Origin of the sequence: Acidimangrovimonas sediminis (assembly GCF_002871005.1) — a bacterium.
Taxonomy (GTDB): Bacteria; Pseudomonadota; Alphaproteobacteria; order Rhodobacterales; family Rhodobacteraceae; genus Acidimangrovimonas; species Acidimangrovimonas sediminis.
Map to the genome: position 1 here is coordinate 37,468 of NZ_PHSN01000033.1, position 6,487 is coordinate 43,954.

The following is a 6,487-nucleotide window of genomic DNA, read 5'->3' on the forward strand; positions in this document are numbered from 1 at the left end:
GCTAGAGCCGGAAGTTCCTGACGTGGTCGGGCATCTCCACCCCGGGCAGGTTGCGCGGGTCGGGGACCGGTTCGCCCACCTCGGTGCGGACCGGGATCACCCCGGCCCAGATCGGCAGGGCGTAATCCGCCTCCTCGTCGCCGGGCGGGCCGGTGCGGACCTTGGCGCTGCCCTCGCGGATCTGCATCCCCAGCACCGTCGTGGCCTTCAGGTCCTGCGCATGGTCCGGGCGCAGCCCCTCGTAGCGCCCGGGAAAGAGGCCGTTCACGAAGCGCGTCAACCGTTCCAGCTTTTCCGCCGGGTCCTCGACCTTGAAGGCGGTGCCATAGAGCGTGACGGACCGCGAGTTGACCGAATGGTGCATCCCCGACCGCGCCATCACGAAGCCGTCGAGGATGGCGACGTTCAGGCAGACCTCGGCGTCGCGGGAATTGCGTAACGCGCGGCTGGCGGAAGAGCCGTGCCAGTAGACGTGATCGCCCTCGCGCCACTGCAGTGTCGGGGTGACGAAGGGCCGGCCGTCGATCACGTAGCCGACCGAGCACATCGGCTGGGCGTCGAGGATGGCATCCACCGTGGCGCGATCGAAATGCCCGCGCTCGTGCGAGCGGCGCAGGCGCGATCTGTCGGTGGAGAGAAGCGTGTCGGACATGGCTGTATTCCAAAGGTTGAACTTGCTGCCGCCGTGATGCCGCATTATTGGCCGTTCACAAATGGCCACTTTTGCAAAATCCTCTCAGTCCAATCTAAGCCGCGACCTGTTCGCCCTGACGCTCGACCCGGGCAGCGGGGTGGCGTTGCAGGCGCAGCTCCTCGACGCGCTGCGCGCGATCCTCGCCGCCGCGCCGGGACGCGCCGGCGCGCGGCTGCCGGCCAGCCGGACGCTGGCGGCGGAACTGTCGGTGTCGCGCACCACGGTGCAGGCGGCCTATGACCAGCTGATGGCCGAGGGCTACCTTGTCGCCCACCGGGGCAGCGGCACCTTCGTCGCCGAGGAGATCACCCACCTCGCGCCGCCACCCCCCGGGGAACCCGCGCCCCAAAGGGCCGTGCGGGCCCCGGACAGGGCGGAACCCTGCGGCTGGCAACCGTTCCAGACCGGCATCCCGGACCCGGCACTGGTGCCCCACCGGCAATGGGCGCGCCACCTGGAACGGGCGTGGCGCGACCCCGGGCCGGCGCTGCTGGGGCGCCCCGATCCGCTCGGCTGGCAGCCTCTGCGCGTTGCGATCGCCGATCACCTTGCCGCCTGGCGCAAGCTCGACTGCGACCCGGACCAGGTGGTCATCACCTCCGGCGCGGCGGAGGCCTACGAGATCGTGTTTCGCGGGCTCACCCCGCCCGGGCAGGCGGTCGCGGTGGAGGATCCGTGCTGGCCCCGGGCGCGCGAGGTGCTGGCCACGGCGGGCGCCCGGCCGCTGCCGGTCAGGATCGACCGCGACGGGATCGACGCGGCCCGGATCCCGGCGGAGGCGACGGCGGTGGTGGTCACCCCGTCGCGGCATTACCCCACCGGGCGCAGCCTGCCGCTGTCGCGCCGGGTCGCGCTGCTCGACTGGGCCGCGCGGCATGGCGGGCTGATCGTCGAGGACGATTACGACAGCGAATTCCGCTACCGCGGGTCGCCCCTGCCCTCGTTCGCCGGGCTCGACGGACTGCGGCACGTGATCTACGTCGGCAGCTTCTCCAAGCTCGTCAGCGGCAGCATCCGGATCGGCTACATGGTGGTGCCAAGGGCGCATGTGGCACAGGTGCGCGCCTATCTCGACCGGGCGGGGGCGCGCGCGTCGCTGGTGCCCCAGCCGGCGCTTGCGGGCTTCATGGCGAGCGGGGAATTCGCGGTCCACCTCCGGCGGATGCGCCGGATCTATGCCCAGCGGCAGACCCATCTGCTGGCGGCGCTGGCCCCGGTGCGCGACCTTCTGGATCTCGCGCCGGACGCGGCGGGCATGCACCTTTGCCTGCCGTTGCGCCCCGCCCTCTCGGCCCGCGCGACCGATCGCGAGATCGCCCGCCGCTGCGCCGGGGCCGGGATGCAGGTCGGCGCCCTGTCGTCGCACTGCGTTCTGCCCGGGGCGCCCGAGGCCCTGCTCACCGGCTATGCCGCCTTCCCCGAAGAGGCCCTGAGCGACGCCGCCGCCCGGCTGATCGCCGTGCTGCGCGAGGTCTGAGCGCCGCGCCGGCAGAGGGCGCGTTCAAACGCCCCCCGCAACGCCCATGCCGTGGATCCTCAGCCCAGAAGCCGGGCGATATGGGCCGGTCCGGTGGGCACGATGCAGGTCGGGTTCAGCGCCTTGATCGAGTAATAGCCGCGGGTGATGTGATCCATGTTCACCGTCTCTCGGATCCCCGGCAGGTGCAGGACGCGCTCCATGTAGGCCGAAAGCCGGGGGTAATCGGCGATCTGGCGGCGGTTGCACTTGAAGATGCCGTGATAGGCCGCGTCGAACCGGATCAGCGTGACGAAAGCGCGGATGTCGGTCTCGGTCAGCCGGTCGCCGAAGAGGTAATCGCCGCTCAGCCGGTCCTCGAGCTCGTCGAGCATCTCGAACACCCCGGCGACCGCCTCGTCATAGGCCGCCTGCGTCGAGGCGAAGCCGGATTTGTAGACCCCGTTGTTCAGCTTGTCGTAAAGCCGCGGGTTCAGCGCGTCGATCTCGGGCGCCAGATCGGCGGGGTAAAGCCGCAGGTCCGATGGCACGAGCCCCTCGAACGCCGTGTCGAACATGCGCAGGATATCGGCGCTTTCGTTGTTCACCATGACGTCGCGCTTCATGTCCCACAACACGGGCACGGTGGCCCGTCCGGTGATATGCGGATCGGCGCGGGTGTAGATCTCGTGCATGTGGCCTGCCCCGAACAGCGGATCCTCGTCCGCCCCCGGGTAGCCGCCGAAGGACCAGCCCTCGTCGCCCAGCACCGGGTTGACAACCGTCACCGGGATCAGCCCGTCCAGCCCCTTGAGCTTGCGCGCCATCAGCGCACGCGAGGCCCAGGGGCAAATATAGGCGACGTACAGGCGGTAGCGCCCGGCCTCGGCCCCGAACCCGCCCTCGCCCGTCGGACCGGGGGCGCCGTCCGGGGTGATCCAGTTGCGAAAGCTCGACACCTGACGGACGAAACGGCCCTTGGCATCGGCCTTTTGCACCGGGTCCCAATCTCCCGTCCATTTCCCATCGACAAGCATGGTGGTCCTTTCGGGCGTATGGGGGCCTCGCGGCGCCCCGGGCCTTTACGGCGCCCGGGGGCCGGCCACCCCTCAGGTGTAGATGAACGACCGCATCGAGACCGAGGCGATGTCGATCGAGGCGTTCATGAAGGTCAGGCGGTCAGAGGCGTCCGCCGCCCCCGCCACGGTCAGCGCAGGCAGGTAATGCTCCACCGTCGGATGCGCCAGCTTCAGCAAGTCTCCCATCCCCGCCCGGTCGGTCAACGCGGCCAGATCGCCAGCCGCCAGCCGGTCCGAGAAGGTCAGGTCGAATTCCTCGGCCCAGTCGTAGGCCGGCGCGTCGAAGCGCATGGCGCGCAGGTTGTGAACCACGTTCCCCGACCCGAGGATCAGCACCCCGCGGTCGCGCAGCGCCCTCAGCGCCCGCCCGATCTCGAGGTGATGCGGCAGGTCCTTCGTCATGTCGAGCGACAGCTGGAACACCGGCACGTCGGCCCCGGGATAAAGCCATTTCAGCACCGACCACGCGCCGTGGTCGAGACCCCAGGTATCGTCGCCCTCGGCATGGTGGCTGGCCAGGAGCGAGACGACCTCCTTCGCGATGTCGGGCGCACCCGGGGCGGGATATTGCTGGTCGAACAGCGCCTGCGGGAAGCCGTAGAAATCATGAATCGTCTTCGGCATGGCCGAGACGTCCACCAGAGTCGACCCGCGCGTCATCCAGTGCGCCGAGACCACGAGGATCGCCTGCGGCCGCGGCAACGCACGTCCGAGAGCCTCCCAGCTGCGCGAATAGGGCGTGTCCTCGATCGCGTTCATGGGCGAGCCGTGCCCCAGGAAGACGACAGGCATCCGGTCCGAGGCGGCCAGCCCCTCTTTCAGCCGTTCGAGCGATTGAACGATACTCATGGCGTGTCCCTCCTCTCGGGTGCCTGTCGTGGAAACCAGGGGGCGCCGCTCAGGCGGCAACCGCCCGGCGCGGGGCCGGCGTCGGACGCAGAGCGTAGGCGCCGTCGCCCAGAAGGGCCAGCACGATCATCGCCATCATCCACAGCGCCGGGTATTCCCAGCCGCCGCCCGGGTTGGTGAAGCCAAAGCCGTTCGCCGCATGCACGAACAGGATCGCGCCGAGCAGCGGGAACACCTCGATCACCGCGACGATCCGGGTCCAGAGGCCGAGGATCAGGGCGATGCCGCCGAGGATCTCGACCGCCATGGTCAGGTAGCCAAGCCAACCCGGCAGCCCGAGCGACGCGAAATAGCCGGCGGTCCCGGCGGGGGTGAAGACCAGGAGCTTGATCAGCCCATGGGTCAGGAACAGCGCGCCGGTCACGAGGCGCAGGATCAGGGCGGCATAGGGGGCCGTGCGGGTGTCGAGCATCGTCTCTCTCCAATGGGGCGGGCCGGTCGGGCCCGGGGGGTCATCTGCCCCGGAAGATGCGCCTTGCCATTCAGGAATGAAATGTAGAATAAATGGAATGACTATGACCAAATTGTTCCTAATAGGGGCAGCGCATGGATGTGATCGACGGGCTGCGCGCCTTCGTCGCGACGGTCGAGACCGGGTCTTTCACCGGTGGGGCCGAGCGGCTGGGCATTTCCAACCGACTGACCTCGAAATACGTGGCCGAGCTTGAAACCCGGCTGGGTGCGCGGCTGATCCAGCGCACCACGCGCCGGCTTGGCCTGACGCCCGCGGGGGCCGACCTTCTGGCACGCGCCCCTGCATTGCTGGACGATCTCGACGAGATGCTGGCGGCGGTGACCGAAGACACCCACGGATTTCGCGGCACGCTGAGGATCTCGGCCCCCGTGACGTTCGGCGAGATCTACGTCATGGACCTGCTCAGCCGCTTCGCCGCGCCCCACCCCGACCTGACGATCGACCTGCGGCTTGACGACCGCTACGCCGATCTCGCGGCCGACGGGATAGACCTGGCCTTCCGCATCGGCACCACCGCGATATCGTCGCTGAAACGCGCCCGAATGGGAGAGATCACCTCGGTCGTGGTCGCGGCGCCCGCCTACCTTGCGCAGCACCCCGCACCGGTGCGGCCCGAGGACCTGCGCGATCACCTCTGCATCGCCGACACCAACCGCGCCGACCCTCGGCACTGGACGCTGGTGCGCGACGGCACGCCGGTCAGCGTGACCGTCCCAACGCGGTTTCTGGTGAACAGTGCACGGGTGGCGCGCGACCTCGCCGTGGCGGGCAAGGGGGTCGCCTTCTGTCCCAGCTTCGTGCTTGGTGACGACCTTGCCGCGGGGCGGCTGGTGCGGCTCTTTCCCGATCACGCGCCGATCCGCCTGCCGGTCAGCGCGGTTTATCTCGAGGGCCGCACCCTGCCCCGCAAGCTGCGCGCGCTGATCGACTTCGCCCGCGCCGACTATCCCGGCGCGGGCCTCGGAACGGTGCCCCCGCCCTAGGTGCCCCCGCCCTAGTTGCCCCCGCCCTGGGCGCCCGGCACCGAAAGCGCCTGGTCGATCAGATCGAAGGAACGGCGCAGATCGGCCTCGAGCGTCGGGCTGTCCAGCACCTCCGGCGCCGTCGCCTCGACCGAGAACGCCCCGTCGTAGCCCGCCGCCAGCAGCGCCCGCATCTGGCCGACGTTGTCGCACCGGTCGTCCGCCTCGACGAGGATCCGGTGCCCGTCCTGCTCCGCATCCAGCGCCACCGACGGATCCGAGATGCCCGAGATGTGCACGATCCCGGTCTGGGCCGCGAAGACCCCGGTCTCGCCCGCGATGCAATGCTGGAACGTGTCGTGGATAAGCTTGAACCGCCCCGCCCCCACCTCGTCGAGCGTCCGGGCCAGCCACGCCTTGTGCCGGATCGACGAGGTCTCGAAACCGATCACCTCGATCAGCGCGACCACGCCGGTGCCCTCCAGCATCGGCGCCACCCGCGCCATCGCGTCGCGCACCGCACGGTCCTGCGCCTCGGGCGGCGGCCTGCGCGCGTCGACGCAGGGAATCAGGCTGATGGTCTCGACCCCCGCCGCCTCCGCCGTGGCGATCAGCGACCGGATCGCCGCATCGCGCTCCGCGTCCCAGACGTTGAAGGCATAGACTTCGCTCAGCCCCAGCAGGCGCTGTCCGCGCGCCTCCGCCATCTTCGCGGCCTCCGCCGGCGCGATCCCGTCGAAGAACGGCCGGCCGAGGTCGTTTCGGCACTCCACCCCCACGCAGCCCAGCCGCTCCGCGAGGTCGAGATACCCGGCGAAAGGCAGATGCCGCGCCGTCTTCTGGTTCAGAGCCCTCTTGAACCGTTTTTTCATTTTGCGTCTCGCTCCATGATCGGTTCGACCTCTTTCGCGG

General features: G+C 69.6%; 7 protein-coding genes. 2 read left to right on the forward strand and 5 right to left on the reverse strand.

Translation table 11 applies throughout. The features are described 5' to 3' along the window. Window position 1: 1 nt before the first annotated feature. Window positions 2-652, reverse strand: coding sequence for a pyridoxamine 5'-phosphate oxidase family protein (locus tag CVV76_RS21925; RefSeq protein ID WP_102226831.1), 651 nt, complete (start codon window positions 650-652; stop codon window positions 2-4). A gap of 61 nt (window positions 653-713) precedes the next feature. Between CVV76_RS21925 and pdxR the strand changes: the two genes are divergently transcribed. Beyond that, window positions 714-2,171 (forward strand): MocR-like pyridoxine biosynthesis transcription factor PdxR, encoded by a 1,458-nt coding sequence (gene pdxR / locus CVV76_RS21930; protein WP_102226825.1) that lies wholly within the window; start codon window positions 714-716, stop codon window positions 2,169-2,171. Window positions 2,172-2,230: 59 nt separating this feature from the next. Here pdxR and CVV76_RS21935 read toward each other — a convergent pair whose 3' ends face one another. The 3 genes from CVV76_RS21935 to CVV76_RS21945 form a co-directional block, all read right to left on the reverse strand. Continuing rightward, window positions 2,231-3,187: a glutathione S-transferase family protein gene (locus CVV76_RS21935; RefSeq protein ID WP_102226826.1), complete on the reverse strand. Its 957-nt coding sequence runs from the start codon at window positions 3,185-3,187 to the stop codon at window positions 2,231-2,233. Between the two features lie 72 nt (window positions 3,188-3,259). Then, window positions 3,260-4,078 (reverse strand): 4,5-DOPA-extradiol-dioxygenase, encoded by an 819-nt coding sequence (gene ygiD / locus CVV76_RS21940; RefSeq protein ID WP_102226827.1) that lies wholly within the window; start codon window positions 4,076-4,078, stop codon window positions 3,260-3,262. 49 nt (window positions 4,079-4,127) lie between these two features. Continuing rightward, window positions 4,128-4,550, reverse strand: coding sequence for a DoxX family protein (locus CVV76_RS21945; protein ID WP_102226828.1), 423 nt, complete (start codon window positions 4,548-4,550; stop codon window positions 4,128-4,130). Window positions 4,551-4,684: 134 nt separating this feature from the next. On the opposite strand from CVV76_RS21945, the gene CVV76_RS21950 reads away from it, so the two are divergent. Next, window positions 4,685-5,596 carry a LysR family transcriptional regulator gene (locus CVV76_RS21950; protein WP_102226829.1) on the forward strand — a complete coding sequence of 304 codons (912 nt, stop codon included), beginning with the start codon at window positions 4,685-4,687 and terminating at the stop codon, window positions 5,594-5,596. Window positions 5,597-5,607: 11 nt separating this feature from the next. On the opposite strand, the gene CVV76_RS21955 is transcribed toward CVV76_RS21950, so the two are convergent. Then, a complete protein-coding gene (locus CVV76_RS21955; protein ID WP_102226830.1) occupies window positions 5,608-6,447 on the reverse strand; it encodes a TIM barrel protein in 840 nt (279 codons plus the stop codon). Between the last annotated feature and the right edge of the window lie 40 nt (window positions 6,448-6,487).